At 43.6% G+C, this 19264-nt stretch carries 14 protein-coding genes and 1 pseudogene; 10 read left to right on the top strand and 5 right to left on the bottom strand.

Features of this window, described 5'->3' with window-relative positions; all coding sequences use genetic code 11:
• Positions 1-24 precede the first annotated feature (24 nt).
• A complete protein-coding gene (locus ACFFRD_RS02455) occupies positions 25-3930 on the top strand; it encodes an AAA-like domain-containing protein (RefSeq protein ID WP_392476225.1) in 3906 nt (1301 codons plus the stop codon).
• A gap of 211 nt (positions 3931-4141) precedes the next feature.
• On the opposite strand, the gene ACFFRD_RS02450 is transcribed toward ACFFRD_RS02455, so the two are convergent.
• Positions 4142-4534 (bottom strand): type II toxin-antitoxin system death-on-curing family toxin, encoded by a 393-nt coding sequence (locus ACFFRD_RS02450; protein WP_392476224.1) that lies wholly within the window; start codon positions 4532-4534, stop codon positions 4142-4144.
• A 4-nt stretch (positions 4535-4538) separates the two neighbouring features.
• Positions 4539-4760, bottom strand: coding sequence for an AbrB/MazE/SpoVT family DNA-binding domain-containing protein (locus ACFFRD_RS02445; protein ID WP_392476286.1), 222 nt, complete (start codon positions 4758-4760; stop codon positions 4539-4541).
• 280 nt (positions 4761-5040) lie between these two features.
• On the opposite strand from ACFFRD_RS02445, the gene ACFFRD_RS02440 reads away from it, so the two are divergent.
• The 7 genes from ACFFRD_RS02440 to ACFFRD_RS02410 all read left to right on the top strand — a co-directional run bounded on the left by ACFFRD_RS02440 (position 5041) and on the right by ACFFRD_RS02410 (position 12314).
• Complete coding sequence (locus ACFFRD_RS02440) at positions 5041-5520, top strand: hypothetical protein (protein ID WP_392476223.1); 480 nt, start codon at positions 5041-5043, stop codon at positions 5518-5520.
• A gap of 472 nt (positions 5521-5992) precedes the next feature.
• Positions 5993-6508 (top strand): hypothetical protein, encoded by a 516-nt coding sequence (locus tag ACFFRD_RS02435; protein WP_392476222.1) that lies wholly within the window; start codon positions 5993-5995, stop codon positions 6506-6508.
• Positions 6505-7335 carry a hypothetical protein gene (locus ACFFRD_RS02430; RefSeq protein WP_392476221.1) on the top strand — a complete coding sequence of 277 codons (831 nt, stop codon included), beginning with the start codon at positions 6505-6507 and terminating at the stop codon, positions 7333-7335. The genes ACFFRD_RS02435 and ACFFRD_RS02430 overlap by 4 nt, the downstream gene beginning before the upstream one ends.
• Before the next feature lie 17 nt (positions 7336-7352).
• On the top strand, positions 7353-8438 hold the full coding sequence (locus ACFFRD_RS02425; protein WP_392476220.1) for a hypothetical protein: 1086 nt from the start codon (positions 7353-7355) through the stop codon (positions 8436-8438).
• A 66-nt stretch (positions 8439-8504) separates the two neighbouring features.
• Positions 8505-9077 (top strand): hypothetical protein, encoded by a 573-nt coding sequence (locus ACFFRD_RS02420; protein WP_392476219.1) that lies wholly within the window; start codon positions 8505-8507, stop codon positions 9075-9077.
• The gene (locus ACFFRD_RS02415) at positions 9074-10066 is read left to right on the top strand and encodes a polymorphic toxin type 46 domain-containing protein (RefSeq protein ID WP_392476218.1); all 993 of its coding nucleotides are present in this window, start codon (positions 9074-9076) and stop codon (positions 10064-10066) included. The genes ACFFRD_RS02420 and ACFFRD_RS02415 overlap by 4 nt, the downstream gene beginning before the upstream one ends.
• Positions 10067-10070: 4 nt before the next feature.
• Entirely contained in the window at positions 10071-12314 is a 2244-nt protein-coding gene (locus tag ACFFRD_RS02410; RefSeq protein WP_392476217.1) for a hypothetical protein, read from the top strand.
• A 266-nt stretch (positions 12315-12580) separates the two neighbouring features.
• Here ACFFRD_RS02410 and ACFFRD_RS02405 read toward each other — a convergent pair whose 3' ends face one another.
• Positions 12581-12712 carry a hypothetical protein gene (locus ACFFRD_RS02405; RefSeq protein WP_392476216.1) on the bottom strand — a complete coding sequence of 44 codons (132 nt, stop codon included), beginning with the start codon at positions 12710-12712 and terminating at the stop codon, positions 12581-12583.
• 1258 nt (positions 12713-13970) lie between these two features.
• On the bottom strand, positions 13971-14237 hold the full coding sequence (locus ACFFRD_RS02400) for a hypothetical protein (protein ID WP_392476215.1): 267 nt from the start codon (positions 14235-14237) through the stop codon (positions 13971-13973).
• Positions 14238-14645: 408 nt separating this feature from the next.
• On the opposite strand from ACFFRD_RS02400, the gene mobV reads away from it, so the two are divergent.
• Positions 14646-16442 (top strand): MobV family relaxase, encoded by a 1797-nt coding sequence (gene mobV, locus ACFFRD_RS02395; RefSeq protein WP_392476214.1) that lies wholly within the window; start codon positions 14646-14648, stop codon positions 16440-16442.
• 862 nt (positions 16443-17304) lie between these two features.
• Here the strand turns inward: mobV and ACFFRD_RS02390 are convergent.
• Positions 17305-17403 (bottom strand): annotated as a pseudogene (locus ACFFRD_RS02390) (integrase); the annotation flags it as partial.
• Positions 17404-17637: 234 nt separating this feature from the next.
• Between ACFFRD_RS02390 and ACFFRD_RS02385 the strand changes: the two are divergent.
• Positions 17638-19212 (top strand): phytoene desaturase family protein, encoded by a 1575-nt coding sequence (locus ACFFRD_RS02385; RefSeq protein WP_392476285.1) that lies wholly within the window; start codon positions 17638-17640, stop codon positions 19210-19212.
• The last annotated feature ends 52 nt before the right edge of the window (positions 19213-19264 follow it).

Here is a 19264-nt window from a genome sequence, read left to right as displayed (position 1 = left end):
TCTATTTATTAAATCCCTCGAATTATGAATTCAGATCGCCCTGATGCCTATGACTATCAAGTCGGCGGCAGTTTAAAATCAAACGCCTTTTATGTATTACGAAAAGCCGATGAAGACTTGTATGAATTCCTCAAACAAGGGGAATTCTGCTATATCTTTAACTGTCGGCAGATGGGTAAATCCAGCGTGCGCGTGAAGGTGATGGAACGACTCAAAGCTGAAGGAGTTAGCTGTGGGGCGATCGATTTGACGAATATCGGCAGAACTGCCGTAACTCCTGAAAAGTGGTACGGAGGGATTATTTCAGAATTACACCGCATCTTTAAACTAAACAAGCAACTCAATCCCAAAAGTTGGTTAGCAGAACATCACCATCTCTCACCACTCCAGCAATTACGTCTATATCTGGAAGATGTTATATTAGCTCATATTAATACGGAAAGAATTGTCATCTTTATTGATGAAATTGATAGTGTCCTCAGCCTAAATTTCCGAGTTGATGATTTTTTTGCTTTAATTCGCGCTTGTTGCAATCAACGGGCGGACAATTCTGTCTATGAACGGTTAACTTTTGTTCTGCTGGGGGTAGCAACTCCTTCAGATTTAGTGCAGGATGAGCAACAAGCTCCTTTTAATATCGGACGAGCTATTGCTCTAGAAGGTTTAGAATTTGAGAAATCTGGTATTTTGGCTGAAGGATTAGTTGAAAAGGCAGAAAATCCCCAACAAGTTCTGCAAGAGATTTTGCAGTGGACGGGAGGGCAACCTTTTCTGACGCAAAAGTTATGCCAAATTGTGCAAACTAAACTAGGGGAGGTAATTCTAGCCGGGGAAGAAGCTGATAAGATACAACAATTGGTGCGAGCTTACATTCTCGATAATTGGGAATTTCAAGACGATCCACAGCATTTAAGGACAATACGCGATCGCCTGCTCAACAACGAACAAAAAGCAGGGCGGTTGTTGGGATTATATCAACAGATTTTAGCGCAAGGAGCTTTAACGGCTGATGGCAGTTCCGAACAAATGGACTTAAAGCTGTCAGGATTAGCCGTCAAGCAAGGCAATCAATTAGTCGTTTATAATCCTATTTATCAAGAGATATTTAATCGAGATTGGCTAGATGAAGAGTTAACTAAATTACGCCCTCCTTTCTATGCTGAGGCAATGAAATATTGGCTAGCATCTGATAAACAGGATGAGTCTTATTTGCTGAGAGGAAAGGCTTTACAAGAAGTTCAAGAATGGGCTAAAGGGAAAAGTTTAGGTGATGAAGATTATCAGTTTTTAAGGGCGAGTGAGCAGCTAGAAACGGCAGCAGAAAGGGAAGCTAAAGCTATTTTAGCGGAAGCCAATAGAAAGGCTAAACAAAGAATTCGGGTTGGTTCTGCGGTGTTAATTATTTCTTTGATTTTAGCGGGAATGGCAACAGCTTTCGCCTCTTATTTAGGTCAACAGAATAAAAACTTAGCTAACTCTAATCAAGATTTAAAGCAAAATAATGAGCAGCTTATATTAGGCAATGACCAATTAAATCAACAGCAAGAAACTTTAACCAAGCAGATTCAAGATAAAGAAAAAGAAATCCAATCTGCTACTAAAAAACTCGCTGAAGCCAATAAAAACCGAGATAAGGCTTTGAAGTTACAAAAGCAAGCCGAACAACAGGCTTTATTAGCTAAAGGAAATGAATTTAAGGCGGAAGAAGCTAGGAAACAAGCTGAATTGGACTTAGCTAAGGCAGAAAATGAACGTCAAACGGCTATTAAGCAAATAGAAATTGCTCAAGCTGAGGTAAAAGAATTAGAGCAAAAACGTCAAACTATTGAGCAACAGTTACAAATAGCTGAGGTTAAATTAAGACAAGCAGAACAGGAACGTCAAATTGCACTAGCGGGGACAAAGTTAGAACGACAAGGAACAAGCATTTTGCAGAGGTTTAGAGCAGGTAGTCAAGGGCAAATTGAGTCATTACTAGAGGCAATGGAAACTGGGCATAGTCTCTATAATTTAGTAAAGGATGGTCGTATTATAGGGGACTATCCAGCTATTAGCCCTCTCTATAGTTTACATACAATTCTTCAAGAAATTAGGGCAAAAAATACTTTTACTCTTCCATCTGATACTCCTTCTTTTGAGAAATTTAAAACTATTAGTCCCAATGGTAAGTATCTCGCTACTGTTTTAAATTATGAAACACTCCAATTGTGGGATTTTAAGGGAAATTTAATCGTTGAATTAAAGGGTCATCAACCCTCGGTTAGTAGCATAGCTTTTAGCCCCGATGGTAAGTATATCGCTACTGGTTTAATGGATGGCACAGCCCGCTTGTGGGATCTCAAGGGAAATTTGGTGACTGAATCTAAGGGTTTTCAAAGCAAAGAAAGGATTGTTGCTATGAGCGTAGCTGTTAGTCCCGATAGCAAGTACTTAGCTACTGGTTCAAAAGATAAAACAGCCAGATTGTGGGATTTTAAGGGAAATTTGATCGTTGAATTAAAGGGTCATCAAGGCTCGGTTGCTAGCGTCGCCTTCAGTCCCGATGGCAAGTATTTAATTACTGTTTCTGATATAATCCGTATCTGGGATTTAAAGGGGAATCTGATCGATGATTTAAAGGACTTAAAGAATTTCCAAGGATTGGCTAATAGCGTAGCCTTTAGCCCCAATGGTGGTTTAGCTATTGTTTCAGGGGATCAAATAAGCATATTTGATGGGGGGTTCGTTTTCTTTAAAAGTCCAAAAGGCTTTTTTGAGAGCGTAGCCTTTAGCCCCGATGGCAACTATCTGGCAACTGGCTCTGACGATCGAACAGCCCGTTTGTGGGATATCGACGGGAATTTAGTGGCTGAATTTAAAGGTCATCAAGGCTCGGTTGAAAGCGTAGCCTTTAGACCCGATGGTAAGTATTTAATTACTGTTTCAGAGGATCGAACAGTCCAATTGTGGGACATCCAGGGGGATTTAGTGACTAAATTTAAGGGCGATCCAGAGTTAAGTGTGCCTCTTGGCCGCTTAGTCGTTAGTCCCGATGGCAAGTATCTGGCAACTCGTTCATGGGATAAGACAGCCCGCTTGTGGGATTTAAAAGGGAATCTCATCGCTCAATTTCAAGGTCATCAAGCCTCGGTTGCTAGCGTCGCCTTCAGTCCCGATAGCAAGTACTTAGCTACTGGTTCAGATGATACAACAGCCCGATTGTGGGACATTCAGGGAAATTTGATCGTTGAATTAAAGGGTCATCAACGCTCGGTTAGGAGCATAGCCTTCAGTCCCGATAGAAAGTACTTAGCTACTGGTTCAAAAGATAAAACAGCCAGATTGTGGGATTTTAAGGGAAATTTGATCGTTGAATTAAAGGGTCATCAAGCCTCGGTTACTAGCGTCGCCTTCAGTCTCGATGGCAAGTATTTAGCTACTGTTTCTGATATAGTCCGTATCTGGGATTTAAAGGGGAATCTCATTGCTGAATTCAAGGGTCATCAAGGATCGATTGAAAGCATAGCCTTTAGTCCTGATGGCAAGTATTTAGCTACTGGTTCTGACGATCAAACAGCCCGTTTGTGGGATTTAAAAGGAAATCTTATTGCTGAATTTAAGGGTCATCAAAGCGGGGTTTGGAGTATAGCCTTTAGTCCTGATGGCAAGTATTTAGCTACTGGTGACGATCAAACAGCGCGATTGTGGGATTTTAAGGAAAATCTCATTGCTGAATTCAAGGGTCATCAAGGATCGATTGAAAGCATAGCCTTTACTCCTGATGGCAAGTATCTCACTACTGGCTCCACAAAGGATTTAGTTAGATTGTGGAAAGTCGGAGGACTGTCCGATTTACTGGCAAGAGGTTGTGACTGGCTCAAAGATTACCTCGCCAACCATCCCGATGACCCCAAAGCCAAAGAAGTTAGGGATATGTGCAAGAGTAAATAAAAATTCTGGTGTTGCTGATTCATGGGATGATTTCTGTTTCGCGCAAAGGCGCAAAGGCGCGAAAAATTATGCTTTGAATCCATATCATGAGTTAAAATCTCATTTTTTATTTCAAATCACAAAAATCAATCTTTCGCTTTGGTCAAAAATCTTATTTCATCCCGCATTTATGCAACGCCAAAATTCCTATATCTGTTCATTAATTATGCACTTATGACAGTGAAAAATGCTTCCTAATCCACTCAGCTAATTCTTCTTCTGAGAGCTTACCAGCAGCGAGATCGATCCATATCTGATATTTTTCTTCACTAGACGCTTGAAGATCATAGCCATTGAGCTTGAGAAAAGTCCGCATTACCACATAAGCCGTTCTCTTATTCCCATCCACAAAAGGATGATTCTTGACAATCCCATAGGCGTAAGCTGCTGCCAAAGAAGCAATGTCAGGAGGCGACTCAGAATAAGCCAGAAGATTTTGTGGTCGGTAGAGTGCGCTTTGAACCAACCCCTCGTCTCGAATTCCCTCCAATCCACCATGTTCCGCCAATTGACGGCGATGAATGGCGACGACTACCTCATCTCGAATCCAGATTAGCTCCTTCACACCGCTACTGAGCCAGCTTTCTCAAAACATTGCGGTCTTCGCACATCACTTCTTCTGCGACTTCCATTTGTTTGACAAATTCAGGGTCGTAGGGCGTAATCTCAAAGCCATTCGGCGTTTCCAGAACGTAGAGAGTATCGCCTTTACTGATGCGAAGCTTCTCCATCAACTCTTTCGGGAAAATCACCCCCGCAGAGTTCCCAACCGTGGTGACTTTTAACTTGATCATCGGTTGCTTGACTGAGTTGTTATAACAACTAATATAACATTTTTGACTGAAATCCCATTTCCAATTAAAAAAGGAAATCATCCAGATTTTTTGTGAATAAACTTGCACAAATCTTCTTTGTCCTTAATTTTGTGAATAAAAAATCACAAAAAATACTGCTAAAAATCCCATTTTAGCGAGATAAAAATCTCCTGAGTAATTGCTTCAACAAACCAAGGAACGGCTCAGTACCTATGGCAAAGTAAGCATAGAAACAAACAACCCAGGAGAGGAAATTATGTTCTGGCATCGCACATTAAAACTGACAGGTACTTTTATCGGATATGGAATTTGCTCAGTTGGGGCTGGTATTGGGGCAGCTTCCTTAATATGGCTTGGTTTAGAAACGATGAACATCGATACAAACAATAATCCCATTGTTCCGCTTGCTGGAGTTGGTACTGGTGTTGTCGTTGCTGTTGTTGGATTAGGCAAAATGAAAGAATATGCTTCCTGCTCCATTACAGAAGAAACACTTCCCATTGAACATAGTGAACTTATTTGGATACAAGAATCTAATACTTATACCAGAGGAGATCAACAAGTTACAGAATACAGAGATGTCGCATACACCAGGATGAACTTAAAAGGAATCAATGGCCCATTTGATGTCAGAGGGGACTTTCGAGATTGTAGAAGTGCAAAAATGCGTCTCTATCGCAACGACGGGAAAAATTGCATTGTTGACTGGGACTTTATGTGTGGTTACAGAGCTTAGATAAGATTAATTCTCGTTCGACTATCTTCTCAATTGCTCATGAGAAGATCGTCATTTACTGCATAGATTTAATGCTAGCGAGCAAGATGTTAGTCCTTCGGACACGCTATGCGAACGCACTACAATATTTTCACGTTTTCACATTATATAATTTAGCCGCACATCAGCTTATTTCTCTTCTTATCTTGGGTGGCTAAGTTGTGCAACTATCGATGCTTACACAGTGTGCTAACCGCCGATTGATGACCGGAAGGATGTTGTGAAAGCATCTTTTTTTTACTGTGAATAAATTTGCACAAACGTCTATTGAACTTAATTTTTGTTACTATCTCTGCACGAAACTGATTATTAAATTGCAATTCCTGACTCTTAAAAACTCTCTTGAGAATCTTGCTAAACAAAAAATAATCTCATAAAAAATTATGGCAAAATCAACATAAAAATATTTAATTTAATGGAGGAATTAAACACTATGTTACTTGAACTAACTGAACAAGAAACAAGAATCAGAAAATTACTTTCAGATCCAGAAATAGCATCGGATTTACAACAATATTTACAATCCCCTTCTAGATCGATTTTAGCCAAGCTTGAACAATACATAAGCCAGATTGAACAAGGAGAAATAAAAATCCAGTGGGCGAGAAAAATAGACTCAGAAGCCGCAGCTAGCCTAACTCAAATCTATAAATATCAAACAGCTTTAACCCCTCAATTAATTAAGTTAATTGAACAGGCGATCGCCCACGATCCAAGGACTTCATGGGGGGGCTACGCTTGGGATTTAGCCTGGATGTCTGTTCGAGTAGGCGTAGAAATTCCTAACGGCACAATTGTTTTTCCCTGTCAAATTGGCGAAGATTTTAAATCTTTTGCCTGCACCTTAGTTCCTGCGCTGGGGTGTTTAGTTTTTGGAACACTCCCCGAAATTTTAGGTACACAACAGCGTACAACTTTCAATTGGTTTAGACGGAGTGACCACGGATGAAAAATCTCAAACTTTGGTCAGTAGACCTCTTGCATAAATCAAAAACTAAGAACCACACCCCGCCAAAGCTACGCTTTGTCACCCCTGCCGAAGAGCGGGGAGGGGTTGGGGGTGGGGTGTTAGGGACTTTTGCAAGAGGTCTAGTTATTTTTGGGGTTAGTTTGGGGCTAATGAGTTGTCAAAATCAGCCACCCAAAAAGGATTCAGCCAACGCAGTCGAAACCACTCGCCCTCGATGCGATTCCTTCAACAAGGGAGATGACATGAGAGAGCAGCTAGAAGCTGCCTCCTTACAAATACAAGTCCCCCTGAGTCGCTTTAAAGACCCGAAGCAAGGCATTTCTACGGTTTTATTAGCGGGAACACAAGAAACCGTTAACGCATTTTGGACTCAAAAAGACACCAAAGACAACTGGAGCATCGCCAACAAGCAAACCGTCGTCCGCATCCAACCCGGCAAACTCGATGCCCAACTGCTGCACCGCCTCAACCCCCAAGTCTATCCCCGGACGGTACTCTTTATCGTCCTACCCCAAGACTACTGGGATAAGGATATCTACCTTCAGCCCGTTCTCGAAAAGCAGGAAGCTCGCTGGGGCAGGGTTCACCCCTACATCCTTCAGATTACCGCACGGGAAATGGTTCACCCATTTCGGGGACTCAACGAACTGGGTGACTCTGGGGATAAATTGCCCCCTCACCTAAACCGAATTCTGAATCAAGTCGAAGCCGGTTCCCTCTACATCCCAAATAAGTTAAGCAGTAACGTCAAACTGCTCCAACCGACCCTCGTTAACCCGCAAATTTGCCCCAAATCCGGTTCCTAAAACCAAGAATAAGACAAATGGTACAGACACATTCATCTAACGGACATTCCCATCATCCACCTCAAATAGATGCTAAAAACCTGCTGGAAACTCCCATTGCACCCAATCACTGGACATTAGGGGCTTCCCCAGATCCCTTGGTTCAGGAGGGGAACGGCAGCAATGGGGGCAATTCTCAAAGTAACGAGGACTCAAACCCTCCCCACGAGAAACCCGACTTCTGGAATTATCTTCTCGTCGGCATCCTCTCCTTCTTTTACCTAGCGAGTTTAGTTTCCACTTATATCTCTAGCAACCTGCTCCTTTATCTACTCAGTGGCGGCGGCATTGTCATCCCCATGTTTGGGATGAAGATTCCTCTCACCGAAGCGGTGGCTCTGATGGGTTCTGGACTCCTGGAAGGAGCGAGTTTAGGTGATGCTTACCTCGAACATAAGGGGAAACTGCCAAAGGAGAAAAAATGGCTATCACGGGGAGGGCGTTTCCTCGCCTTTGTCGGACAGTGGTTACTCTACTACATGGCAGTGGGAACGTTACTCTTTAGCACGGCGGATGTAAATAACCTCTCCGGGCAGGAGTTAGAAACCTCTTCAACCGAAGAAGCGGTGTTGGTACTCAACCCCCCAACTCTCCTGCATGGAATCTTTGTCGTGACGATTACCGGCGCTTGGAGCTTCGCCAGTAACTATGTGGGCATTGATGCCCTATTTGTTGCCATTTCTTGCTTGCGCCGTAAAAAAAGAGCAGAAGATGATGATGATGAGGGAGATTTAGAATTTTTTCTTTCTCTGCTGGCTCAACTGCAAGACACCCTCAAAGATTTTGAGATGGCTAGAGAAATGGAAACCCTAGCCATGCAGTTAAAGCAAATTTACGAAGGCATAGAGAAGAAACAAGTCCACAGCGATTTATCCGCCGTTTTCCATCACGGAATCTCGGACATTCTCTCTCAGATTCCCGACTCTAAACTCAAACGCAAAGGATGGAGTCGGGACAAGCTTAAAGAGATCCTCGCTCAGTCCCTGCTCTCAGAAAAGGCAGCCGAAAAGAGCTTACCTAAGCCCCAGACACCACCCACGATCCCCCCAGGGTTTTTTCTCTAAGCTCTCACTCAGGAGTTGCTCCCAACGTCACTCCTGATTCTTTCCCCTCATAAGGAGATAAGTTGTATGCTGCATTTCCCCGCCCAAGAAAGTTTAGACACCCTGCGCTATGGCATCAATCGCGCTGAGAAGCGTTTACCCCAAGCGATCGCCCTTTCCCATCTCGTCAGGAACTCCCAACCCGTAGCACAACATCACCAAGCTGTTCAAATCGCCCAAGAACGCCTAGCGTGGTTTGAACCCCATTTACCCCTAATTGCAGACATTGAAGCTTTTTTAATCGAGCTTCCCGACAGCCCACCCAATCGGTTCATCCGCCAACAATGGCGCAAGGCGATCGAGCAAATTGGCGATTTAACGGTTCCTCAATCCCAGATTCAACTATTAGCCTTGCACTGCGATCTGCTGGCGATGGGATGGTCATTTATTGCCGATACCTTCCACCAGATGAAAGACTTGCGTTCTACTGGCTATGAATCCCAACTGCTAGAGGATTGTTTTTCGACTTTCTTGCAGCAGGTCGATCAACTCTGGCAGAACTTTTTTGATTTGAGTAACCCTTCAGCTTCAGAAGCGATCGCCGCTTGCATCAAGCAAATTTCCCTTATCCAAATTCAATTAATGGAGATAAATTCATGAGTTATAACTACGATCCATCTCAACTTGAAGCATTAAAAAGACAGGCTGAACAGTTAAACCAAAAGGCAGAAGAGGCGAGAAGAAATGCTGAACAAACTTTAAGTGAAGCTCAAGAGAAAACTCAAAATGCTATGCAGAAACATCAAGAAGCTAAGTTTTCTGACTCTCCAGAAGCAGCGCGACAAGCTGAAATCGCTAGCCAAGAAGCCAATGCAGCACAAGCACAGGCTAAAGAAGCTCAACAGACTTTAAAAGATGTCCGACAGCAAACTATAGAAGCCGAAAAAAAGCTGAAATCTTTCGAGCAAAAAGCCAAGGAAAATGAAACCAAAAGTGAAGGTAAAACTGAAAAAGATTCTCTCAAGAATGAAGCTGAAAAAAACGATCTAACTGGCGATATCAAGCTTGATAAAAGTTGGCAACAACACTGGCAGAATCACTCAGATCCTGTCCTCAGAGAACGTTTTGAGACAGCCCAAAATTTTTATAAAGAAGCCGGATATAGCAATGACAAGGCTTTACAGGAGATGAAAGGAATTAATTTCAATCGAGAGGTAAGTATCGAAACGATTAAACCCGGTGAAGTCTTGAAGCAATATCAATATCCAGAAGCGAACCGAGAGGGTAAGGTGGGTTCCTACTTTAGCAAAGACTCAGATAAATCAGAGCTAGGTATCCAAGGCGACTCCCTCTCAAATCAAAATCGTGTGCCTGAACTTTATGTAGCTAATAAAGAAGTTCAAGCCTTGAAATCCACTAGCTTTGATGTTGAAAATTGGACAAAAAATAAAGAGCTTAATTATGGGGGAGGAACGCAATATTTTGTTGCCGAAAAAGATAAAGGCTCATTGAGCAGATGGGATCAGTCTGAAAACAAATCTGATACCTACAAAGCGATAGATCAGTATTTAGGAGTACAAAAACAGACGAATACTGAGACACAGACTCAAGCCAAAACCGACACTTATTCAGAATCTAATCGAGGTTAAAACAATGGCATACCCATTTGCTCAGAACACTTTTGATGTCAAAAACTGCCAAGACCAGATCGCTCAATACCAAGCTTTAGGACAGGGAATTATTCACCAAATTTCTCCTGAAGCCATTCACAGTGGCAAAGATTATCGAGGAATTTTTGATAATCCTGCGGCAATTTTGGGACAACTTTCCGGCGATATTCCGTTAGGATATTACGGCTATGGGGCATCCATTCCCAACCCCACCAGCGAACTAGATGTCAGGCAGTATCGTTATTTAGTTTCTCAGGATTTAGGGGAACTCCTCAAAGGACACATTCGCTTAGTCGGACCCTCTCGCGCTGGCAAGAGCGAATTCATGTTTAAGCTAGTGGTAAATCTGGCGAAAAATTACAACTTCTCCATCATCTGGTTCAGCACTAAATGGCAGGATGATAAGGACTTCTTCGAGGCAATTTTTCCCGACCACACCGTGATTTCAGCCAATGAGATTCCCCTCACCCGCTTAACGAAAGGACGGTTTAACCCCTTAAATCGCATCCCCATCCGGGATGGGCGGGTCAATCCCCAGGATTGCCGTAAATTAGCAGCAACCCTGATTAATCTCATTCCAATTCAGGATGTTTCAGGAGATACGGAGAAATTCATGCGGGATGCGGTAGTCCGCTTCGCTGCCATTTTGGAATTGCTCAAGTATGAGTATGCAGGTGAAGTTACCTTAGAGCAAGTCTTACCTCTCTGGGTAATTCTGCCCCAAGGCGATGAATCGAGCCATCCCCTAGAAACCTTGCTCAACTCGCCCAAAGTTCCTCCTGAAGCTAAACAACGCCTGCGCCGCAACCTCTTGCCCCTGTTGCAGCGACAGCCCGCCCATGAAGCAATGGTGGGTCCCACCGCCCAACAACTGCTCTCCGAAATTGAGAGTTTAGCCTCAGTGATGGCGGCTGACGACCTACCTAACTTTAGCTCGCGCCTCCGTCAAAGTAACGATTTACAAGTGTTGGTGATCGACCAATCCGACGGACTCAATTCCTCGATGAGTAAGGGATTGGCTCGCCTACTCTTCCCTTTGCTTTACGAGGATTTAGTGGTTCAGTGTCCTGCTAACTGGAAAGATGTGGGGATGCGCCCCGTGCTGATGGTCGGGGATGAGATGAACTCCCTCCTCGGTGGCAAAGGGGAGTTTGCCGATTTCCTCGAAAAATCCCTGTCCAAAGGCGTTTTGCTGGCTTTCGGTCAACAGTCCTCTGCTGGCAACCCTGACCCCCGCCTCAATGCTGCCATGAGCAATAATACGCGCCTACAAATCGTCTTCTCCGGCTGCGATGCCACAGATCCCGTCGTGGAGGAAATGAGTGCGGTGGCGGGAAACTTCCTCTCACCCTTAGAACCCCATCGAGTTGAAGAGGGGTTTGGCAATTTACCCCGCTTGCCCGTCGATTCCGTAACGGCTTTGGGTCCTCTGGCGAGTTTAGTCAGGGTTAAGTCTACTACCTCAGTCGATCGCATCCTCTGGGTATATCAAGGAAATCCCCTAGTTCCCCATCGCTCCTCACTCTTGAAGCTCCGCCATCAATTAGCAGTAGCGATCGCTACTGCTCCCGCCGATGGTGAACTGCTCCATCTGTACGAGCAAACCGAAATTCTCCTGTTGCGCTCCTACGGCTACTGGAGTCAACAGGAGTTAAAAGTGGGCTACGCTTCTTTGAATCTGAGTGCGATCGCTCAAGCCTATCAATCCACAATGGAAGCGGTGGCTTTTGAAGCTCGTCAAAGACGGGAAGCGATGCAGTTAGACCGCTCTCGCCCTGATTTTACCCGAAGCGAGGTGGTCAACCTCTCAAAAACCCTGATTGAGTGGCAGCAGCAGCAAGCCTGTACGGTAGAAGCGTGGCTCTGGAATTCCTTTTTTCAAGATGTCCTGCCGGAACTGCAATGGTTTGAAGGACGACACCTTTGGGCAGATGCTCCCATCAAGCAACCGCGATTAGGCTTTTGGAGATCGAGTCCTCTCAATAAAAAACGCTTCCTCTTCTGGTCTTGGGGCGAAGACTTTCCCACTCGCGTCGCACTCCACTGGCAAGAAATTTTGCTGGAGTATCAGCGATACACCGAAGCCTTCGGACGAGAAAACCCCTCCCTCTGGCATAATGGCGTGTCTGCCTTGGTCAATTGGCGTGTGGGGCAAACTTCAGGGTTCGTTCCCCAATCCCATCGAAAACTGGGAGGGTTAGCCCGTTGGTTGTCCGGCCAGCAATGAGCTACGTCAAACTTTCTTGAGGCAGAGTAGAATTACTACTCTGCACCAATAAACTGAAGGTAAACAGCCACTCCCAGGTTCCGTAGAGAAACACTCTCCCCCTGTTTGAGCGATTCATAAATTTCTTCTACAGTGGCATCAATAATTTCCTAGAACGGCAAAACTAACTGGAGAGGTGAGACTAAAGGCTTAATTACGTATGCGTCTTAGAAAATATCAAAGGAGTTTACTATGCTTCCAACCTATCTCTAGCAAGTTTTACCGCTCTAGATAATTTCTTCAACTGTGCCACTACCTTTGCTTAAACGTTGAGAAACGCGCCGTACCAGTTCCTTTTTATCGATAGACATCTCGCTTCCGCTCCCTAAAGATTTTCTATGTGCAGGTGGCGAAATCATACTAATTTTTTTGGCTGACGAAAAACTTCGCACCCTAAGCATTAATTAACTCGAAAGGCATTTATAAGGTAAATACAAGGATTTTATAAAAATGTCAGAAATAAGGTTCTGCAATGGCATTTCAATGGTATTCCAATGGCAAATATAAGGATTTATTTGCACCTTCAACACTGAAAATCACCGTTTTTTACAAAATCCTTCTTTTTTGCCAAAAATAAGGTACTGCAATGGCATCTCCAAGGTATTTACAAGGTAAGCATAAGGTAAATATAAGGATTTCGACCTCAAAAACCTCATTTACCACCCTGATTTATCCACCAAAAATTCTTGACCAAAACTTACGCACAGTACGCAATAATTTTTGGCCAGTTTTTTGAGCCAAAACTAAAAAAACTTTGAATCAACGTCAACTAATAATACTCAATAACTACTTTTGTAGTATCAGAACTGCACTCCACTTGTGAGTTATACCAAAACTATGCTGCAAACACCGCTTATTACATAGATTTTATGTAGATTAGCAGTATTAAAATAGTAGTCCTAAACACTTTGCCCAAGTGGTAGCTGTTGGGTAGCTCAACTGGTGACACATAGCTACCAGTTGAGCAGTAAAAAAGCGAGTTTTTGAAAATTTGATGATTCCCCAACTGGTAGCAGTAGGGCTACTCTACTGCTACCAGTTGAGCATAAGACATTTATTGAAAATTTCGGGCGTAATGCTGACTGACAATGACTTACAGCAAATTTTGAACGCTGGATTCATTCTCAATAACTTCAAAATTATTGAGAACGCGTAATACATTTATGTTGCAACTGTACTTCAATAATTCTTTCATTAACTTAAGCCAGCCCTCTTAACATCCGATTTTTTTTCTTCATACCTGAATAGAAATTGTTCATTTTACAATCTCCACGCTTGTTAATAGAGATGAAACTTGTTTTAAGTAGTGAAATTGTCTGATTAATCACAGTTACAAATAGCAGACATTTTGCACCTAAAACCCCGATTCCTGTGCAAAATGTCTGCTATTCTGCACAGCTTATACACGCTTTTAACTGTTATAGCTGTCAAGAAACTTTGACTATTCAGTACAAAATGTCTGCTATTTAGAACATGGCTTTGACCAAAAAATTGGTGTCTAATACATACACAAACTAGCTTTTAGCCATTTTTATCAAACTGGCTTATTCTCAATAACTTGAAAATTATTGAGAATATATAATACAGATTTGTTGCAAACGTACTTCAAAGAATCGCTCAATTGAGTAATTGCTTGAGCAAGTGAATCTGTAATTCCAACTGTGAGATAGAGTAAATCACAGCAGTCTTGAGAGTGTCGCTGTCAGCACCCTGACGCTTCATGACAAATGGCCCCCAGCACATTTTCAAAGTACTCAAAACAATTTTAGTCAAACCTCTGCCCGACATTTTACGCTCTCGCTCTCGTAAAAATTGCAGCAACTGACCATCGCTACTGTCGTGACTGCGCTTAATCGAAAGCACTTCTAAATTAGGTTGCTCCATGTCCTGTATTCCTACCGAATTAAAGGAGATTATGAGTAAGCCATCGTGTTGATTGATACCAAATTTTGATGACTGTCAAAATGCGCCGTAAACTACCCCTAGTATCCCTCTACTGTACCAAATGACAGTCGTTTGACAGTCATTGTCCAAAAACCCGATGACTGTCAAACGACTGTCGTTATACCCCCTAAAGGTGCTTTTGGGCGTATTTTCGCACCAAGCAGTAAGCGCGATTTCTCCCCCAAAAGTGGATTTCGGGGTTTTGTATAAGTGATACCATACTCACTATGGTTTCATGCCCTGCGGGTGGCTGCGCCATCTCTCGCTGCGCTCGTGACATGAAACCGCCGTTCGCCCAAAGGGGTTTTTCGTACTACAAAAGTACTGCATTTGTAGCATAAAACTTTTATGTCGCCACTAACGATTCTCAGAATTGAGAAACTAAAAACATTCGGCAACGTTGCCGGAAGTGATGACCATGTTACCAGAAACAGAGAAACACCCAACGCAGATCCAACTAGAGAGAATGTCCGGTTGATTGGGGGAGAAGACGAACGCGCATTAGAGGAGATAGTCAAAGAAAAAATCTCTACACTCAAGCATCGCCCTCGGCATGATGCAGTCTTATGCACCGAGATGTTTCTCTCGGCATCGCCTGAATATTTCCGCCCAAAAGATCCATCTCTGTCCGGGCAGTGGTCTGATTCACTGATGCAGCAATGGGCGATCGCATCTCGTGACTGGCTATCTCAAAACTATGGATCAAAGTGCGTCAGCGCAGAGCTTCATCTAGATGAAAGTACCCCACACATCCACGCCTACATCGTGCCGTTGAACGATAAAACCGGGAGAGTCAGTCATGATGCGATGTTTGGCGGTAGAGGTGGACAGGGAAGAATCAAGTTATCCAAGCTGCAAGATAGCTATGCTGATGCACTTGCTCCTTTGGGCATTGAACGAGGAGTCAAGGGCAGTAAGGCAACCCACACCAAAGTAAAGGAGTATTACCAAGCCGTTAATAGTGAACCACTAAACAACGTCTGGTCGAATAAAAAACTTGAACCCGAACCTTTTGAATCAGCTACAAATTACGTTGCTCGGATTCAGAATGATCACCAATTCCACGCCATCAACCACCAACTGGCTGACCGCGCTTTCATGCAAGAGCGACTAGAACGTGCGGAGCAACGGGCTAGGGCCAGCGAGAAGGAACGACAACGGCTAGAAGAAATTGTCCGATCGCTGGAATTGAAAACCCAACAACTGCGGGACTTGGCCTTAGAGGATGTCGCTTGGGAACTGGGGCTAAATTACGAGCGTGAGCGGTGGCGGGGTCACGGACACATCATTAATATAGATGCGGAAAAATTCTATGACTTTGCTCCCGAACACTCCAAAGGCTCAGGCGGTGCGATTGATTTGGTAATGCACGTTAATCAGTGCAATTTTCGGCAAGCGGTTGTCTGGTTAGATGAGCGATTTGGGGAAGCTGGGGTAGAACGGGCAGCTCTAGCTCACGTTAAGAACAGGGCTGCTGACATTATCCAGACCCAAGCCCGTCCCCAATTCACCCCACCCGTTGAAGATAAAGCTAACTGGTCTGCCATTGAACATTACCTCACTCAAATTCGTGGCATCCCCTCTGACTGTATTCAAATGCTTCATAACCAGGGGCTAGTTTACGCTGATGACCAACAAAACGCTGTTTTTGTCATGCGGAATCTTGATAGTCAACGTAACGGTGCATTCTTACGGGGAACTAGGGGCGAGAACAACAGCTTTAAAGGGTACTCTAAAGGAACCAAACGCAGTGATAGCTGGTTTTACTTCAGTTTGGGGGGCAAGGCTACCGATAAAACCTCAACAGCGATTCTGTGCAAGTCCCCCATCGATGCTATCTCAAGAGCCATGCTGGAATATCTGAAGAGGGGCGATGTTCCACCCGAACGAACAGTCTATATGGCTATTGATGATATCAAGAGCTTACCGCTTGAGCGATTGCAGAAAGTTCCTAATATACTGGTGGCGTTTGGTAACGATAAAAGCACTGATGCGGCAGCACAGCGTGTATTAGAACTAATGCCACAGTCCCAAATCAAAAAATCTAAAGCCAGTGATTGGAATCAGCAGCTTATTGATTATGGGCGACAGTTAAGGCAACAGCAGCAACAGCAACGCCAGCAGGATGATGAATTGAGTCTTTAATAGTCAGCGTTCAAGAGAGTGAACTGTACAGTTAGTTTTGTAGTATCAATGTAGCTGCTCGGTACTTCTTTTTGATGAAAGTGATTTTGAATTCACTTTGATCCTCACTTTTTTTCAAAAAAAACTTTCCGCCAAACGTGGCGTACTGTGCGTCAAAAAAAGATGGATTACAGAGCTTATGCACTAATTAGCGTGTTTAAAATTAGTAGGTAAATATGGGGATAAATCGGGTGACTTTTGGGATTTATTGGGAATTATTGAGCTAATGAGAATTTGGTGACTGGAAGATGTTGAAGAGGTAAAAAAATCAGCAATGAATTTGAATTTGCATTCTGGAAGATTGGGATATATTGAGTTTAATTGGTGAGAATTGGTGAAAATCGGGAATTTTGGCAATTTTTTGTGCAAAGCACAAAACAGCAAAATCAAAGCACAATTGTAATCTTTCACAAGATTTATTTACAAAGGCTGAAGGGATTACGGTATAGGCGTTTTAGCCTTTTAGGAAGAATTCTTAACAAGGGGTCAAAAACGGGGTAAATTTTTGTAGATTTAATGTTGAATCTGTTCCCGCAGGTTGCGTCAAACAATTGTAGATTTGAGATTGACGATAGCGTTTGCGCAGCGTCTCGTAGAGAGCGTCTTTGAGATTGACTGCACCCACTCTTGGATGCCGATTGTAGATTTGAGATTGACAATTTTAGATTTATTCCGCCCACTTTCCTGCTGGGCTTGTACCAAAAACAAACAATAATAATAATAAAAATCCAGCATTAAGATTGCTATTCATTGGTATATCTTTTCTTTTAGTTAATATTTGGGTTAACCTCCTCTGGCTTAGAATAAGTCGCAAAAGGAAAGGTAGCCGATGCGGTGACATCTTCTTAGTAATTCCGGCTTGCTTGCACAGCCCATCCACCAATCGCCTGATTGCCTCCCCGGTTAATCTCGCTCCATTCGGGGTATGAGTAGCATTCGCGCAGAAACCGGGTTAAGAGGTATTACAGGAGTAATACAAGCATATTTAAAGGCTGAAACCCTTATTTTCTCATTGAGTAGTGAGTCGATAATAAGTTGAAGTTAATGACCTTCGTTATCAGGAAAATCCTTAGCGAATAAGGCTTTTAAGTTTATCCCGATTTTTTGTTCTGATGATACTCATACCCCAACATCTACATTCTTTATGAGAGTAACTATGGTCACAACAACTCGACAGCAGCGGTTTGATGTAATTGTGATTGGCTCTGGAATTGGTGGGTTGACGGTTGCCGCGCTCCTATCTAAGCTTTATCACAAAAGCGTTTTAGTGTTAGAACAGCATTTCACCCCTGGGGGATTCACCCATACCTTCGAGCGCAAGAGAAAATTTAGTTGGGATGTGGGGCTGCACTATGTTGGAAATATGGGAGATGGAGGCACTGGCAAAGCTGTGTTTGACTATCTCACCAATGGCAATTTGAATTGGCACAAGATGCCCGATCCGTTTGAAAAATTTGTCTACCCGGACTTCACCTTTGAGGTTTATTCTGACCCCAATCGCTTTGAGTCTGATCTAATCCAGCGCTTTCCTCACGAGCAGACAGCCATTCGGCGGTACTTTAAGGATGTCCAGAAAGCAGCATTTTGGTTTGGGGCGCATTCAATGTTGGAGCTATTTCCGGTATTGCTGCATCCTCTACTCAGGCGGTTTGTTCGTCATTTCGGGGCCATTGCTAGACAAACAACCCAGCATTATTTGAACAGACATTTTCAAGATGCCCAACTCAAAGCATTACTGGCTTCCCAGTGGGCAGATTATGGCTTACCGCCATCTCAAAGTTGCTTTGGCATTCATGGTGCGATTGTTACCCATTATTTTAAGGGCGGCTGGTATCCTGTGGGTGGGGCAAAGGCGATCGCCCAAGCCATTATTCCCGTGATTGAACAGGGGGGTGGTGTCGTCATCACCCAACGCCGAGTCACAGAAATCTTGTTGGAATCCGGGGTGGCAGTGGGAGTGAAAGCCCAAGATACAGCACATGCCTTGGCAGACCTGGAAACGTACTTTGCACCTATTGTGGTGTCTGATGCCGGAGCCTTCAATACTTATGTGAAGCTGATTCCACCCAACTACGCGCTGGCAGAGCGCCAGAAAATTCAAGCATTTCCAAAAAGTAGCAGTATGGTGACGGTATATTTAGGGTTCAAAGAGAGTCCACAGCAACTGGGATTTCAGGGTGAGAACCATTGGATTTACACGACCTATAACCACGACGCAATTGCCCAAGATCCACCCATCCCTGTCGCTAAATTCTGCTATCTCTCATTTCCATCGCTTAAAGATCCATTAGCTGAGGTGCATACGGCAGAAATCATTGCCCACGTTGACTATGATTTCTTTTCGCAGTGGCGGGAACAATCCTGGCGACGGCGAGGCGCGGATTACACTGAACTGAAAGCCCAAATTACCCAATCCCTGATTCAGTTAGTGGAGCGCCACTACCCTGGCTTTCAGGATTTGATTGAGTATGCCGAACTCTCGACTCCACTGACGGTGGAACACTTTGATGCTAGCGATCGCGGTGCTATCTTTGGCATTCCCTGTATTCCTGAACGCCTGGATCAATCCTGGATCGGGGCTAGAACACCAATTAAAAATCTATACCTGACCGGAGTCGATACACTTTCACTCGGCATTATGGGAGCGATGATGGGTGGAGTGAAAACAGCAGGTGTTTTAAATGGAGCATTCGGCTTTTTTAAGATTATGACAACCATTATGAGAAGGTGACAGAGAAAGCTTTAAATATTGAGTTAGGTCGAAGGGGAGTATTATCTCCCGC

This window comes from Nostoc sp. C110 (assembly GCF_043099725.1).
GTDB lineage: Bacteria > Cyanobacteriota > Cyanobacteriia > Cyanobacteriales > Nostocaceae > Nostoc > Nostoc muscorum_A.
Note: the sequence above shows the minus strand (reverse complement) of the source record. Positions and strands in the feature narration are given on the sequence as shown.

What these genes read in the sequence shown, in the direction of transcription:
- ACFFRD_RS02455 (WP_392476225.1), top strand. Translation starts at nt 25, where the DNA reads ATGAATTCAGATCGCCCTGATGCCTATGACTATCAAGTCGGCGGCAGT.
- ACFFRD_RS02440 (WP_392476223.1), top strand. Translation starts at nt 5,041, where the DNA reads ATGTTCTGGCATCGCACATTAAAACTGACAGGTACTTTTATCGGATAT.
- ACFFRD_RS02435 (WP_392476222.1), top strand. Translation starts at nt 5,993, where the DNA reads ATGTTACTTGAACTAACTGAACAAGAAACAAGAATCAGAAAATTACTT.
- ACFFRD_RS02430 (WP_392476221.1), top strand. Translation starts at nt 6,505, where the DNA reads ATGAAAAATCTCAAACTTTGGTCAGTAGACCTCTTGCATAAATCAAAA.
- ACFFRD_RS02425 (WP_392476220.1), top strand. Translation starts at nt 7,353, where the DNA reads ATGGTACAGACACATTCATCTAACGGACATTCCCATCATCCACCTCAA.
- ACFFRD_RS02420 (WP_392476219.1), top strand. Translation starts at nt 8,505, where the DNA reads ATGCTGCATTTCCCCGCCCAAGAAAGTTTAGACACCCTGCGCTATGGC.
- ACFFRD_RS02415 (WP_392476218.1), top strand. Translation starts at nt 9,074, where the DNA reads ATGAGTTATAACTACGATCCATCTCAACTTGAAGCATTAAAAAGACAG.
- ACFFRD_RS02410 (WP_392476217.1), top strand. Translation starts at nt 10,071, where the DNA reads ATGGCATACCCATTTGCTCAGAACACTTTTGATGTCAAAAACTGCCAA.
- ACFFRD_RS02405 (WP_392476216.1), bottom strand. Translation starts at nt 12,712, where the DNA reads ATGATTTCGCCACCTGCACATAGAAAATCTTTAGGGAGCGGAAGCGAG.
- ACFFRD_RS02400 (WP_392476215.1), bottom strand. Translation starts at nt 14,237, where the DNA reads ATGGAGCAACCTAATTTAGAAGTGCTTTCGATTAAGCGCAGTCACGAC.
- mobV (WP_392476214.1), top strand. Translation starts at nt 14,646, where the DNA reads ATGTCGCCACTAACGATTCTCAGAATTGAGAAACTAAAAACATTCGGC.
- ACFFRD_RS02385 (WP_392476285.1), top strand. Translation starts at nt 17,638, where the DNA reads ATGGTCACAACAACTCGACAGCAGCGGTTTGATGTAATTGTGATTGGC.